Raw genomic sequence first — 1,433 nt, forward strand, 5'->3', positions numbered from 1 at the left:
TACAATGGGGTTAACGCTCGTGATACTTCTACCAGAGGATAGTAATCCAGTATAGCCCGCATAAAAGAGACTTTCTGGTATCCCCAATCTGCTTTCAACGCAAAGGCTTCCAACTCGCCAGCTACAACCATTGGAATGATTGCTCGGTCAGGCAATTGCTGATACCGGCGTATATGTTGAATAATTAAGTTCGTATCAAAGACCATCCGCAGTAGCTTGGCGCTCTTCGCGCAAAATCTCGTCCATCCGTCGGTTTTCTTCTTCTGTAAAGCCTAAATCTGGTATCATGAAAGGCTCTTTGGGAGCCACTTCATCCAAAAATCGTTCAACTCCCCATCGAAGAATATCTTCGGGTTTGTAGGAGTTTGCCCCCCGTCGCATAGGTGGAATTGGTTCAAGTGGTTTTTTGGTTTCCATCTTTTTTCCCCTTCGTTTCTAAGCCAAATACTTTGGCGGTGTAACTGCCTATGTTCTTAACCGAACCACCAGCTACTTTAGTTTGGATGTCGTATAGCTGCCGGTTAATGATTTCTACCGAATGCAGGGCCAGCACCTGATCGGCCTGGTCTACCCGTAGTCGAAATTGTTTTACCAGCCGTTCGTGCAGGCTCGACAAGGGAGCAGGTTCAGCCTTAGCCTGATAGAATACTTCAAATTCGACTTCAACAACTGGTTTACGACCTCGTCCTGGGCGGTCTCCGTAGGTGGGTTTGTAGTTAAACGTTAGGTCGGTATGGCCATTAATTTCTTTCCCTGCTACGTCTAATACATTCGTTTTAAACTTAGTCCAATCTGGATAAGTATCCTTACCGGTTTTCTCATCAATGATGCCAAGCATCGTTTTTAAATCTACGACACTACGCCGAAACCTCTTGTCTTTCATGTTTTTAAACATACATAAAAGCTCGTAAATCCGCTTTGCATAGGCCGAGTTGAGTGATATTGCCGCAGCTAATTGAATCTTTGTAAATCGCTCATTTAGATCGACATAGAAAGGTCTTACTTTTTGAGATAGTTCAATCTCAATGATACCAGTTCCTCTTTTGTATTCGGCTGATGCGATGAATGAGCCATGAAAGTAATTACCATTTGGAAGGGTAGTTCTAAAAATGCGCCCGTTCAAACGTTCAGTTGCTTTCCTATACGACTCAAATTTCAATTCTTCAGAACCCACAATGGCAGCCATGTCTTTAACCGATACTTGGTACATTTTTGTAGGTGGATCTTCTCGTTTGACTTGGGCAACTACCATGTAGAACAAGTTCTTCTCCGTCTCCGTCATTTCATACCGAGCAGTAGTTAACGCATTATCTTGAAAAATTTCCAGCTTACTCATGTGTCATTGATTTCCAGGCAAATATAAAAACGTAAAACATAAACGCAATCAGTGTTTATACAATTTAGTTTTCTACCGACCAAACCTGTGTTTATTA

2 protein-coding genes are annotated in these 1,433 nt (G+C 42.4%); both read right to left on the reverse strand.

All coding sequences use genetic code 11. The features are described from left to right. Nucleotides 1-195: 195 nt before the first annotated feature. A complete protein-coding gene (locus B156_RS0124660) occupies nucleotides 196-417 on the reverse strand; it encodes a hypothetical protein (protein ID WP_026261035.1) in 222 nt (73 codons plus the stop codon). Further along, nucleotides 395-1,336, reverse strand: coding sequence for a replication initiation protein (locus B156_RS0124665; protein WP_018622470.1), 942 nt, complete (start codon nucleotides 1,334-1,336; stop codon nucleotides 395-397). Before B156_RS0124665 ends, B156_RS0124660 begins: the two co-directional genes overlap by 23 nt. Nucleotides 1,337-1,433 lie beyond the last annotated feature (97 nt).

Origin of the sequence: Spirosoma luteum DSM 19990 (genome assembly GCF_000374065.1) — a bacterium.
GTDB classification, from domain to species: domain Bacteria; phylum Bacteroidota; class Bacteroidia; order Cytophagales; family Spirosomataceae; genus Spirosoma; species Spirosoma luteum.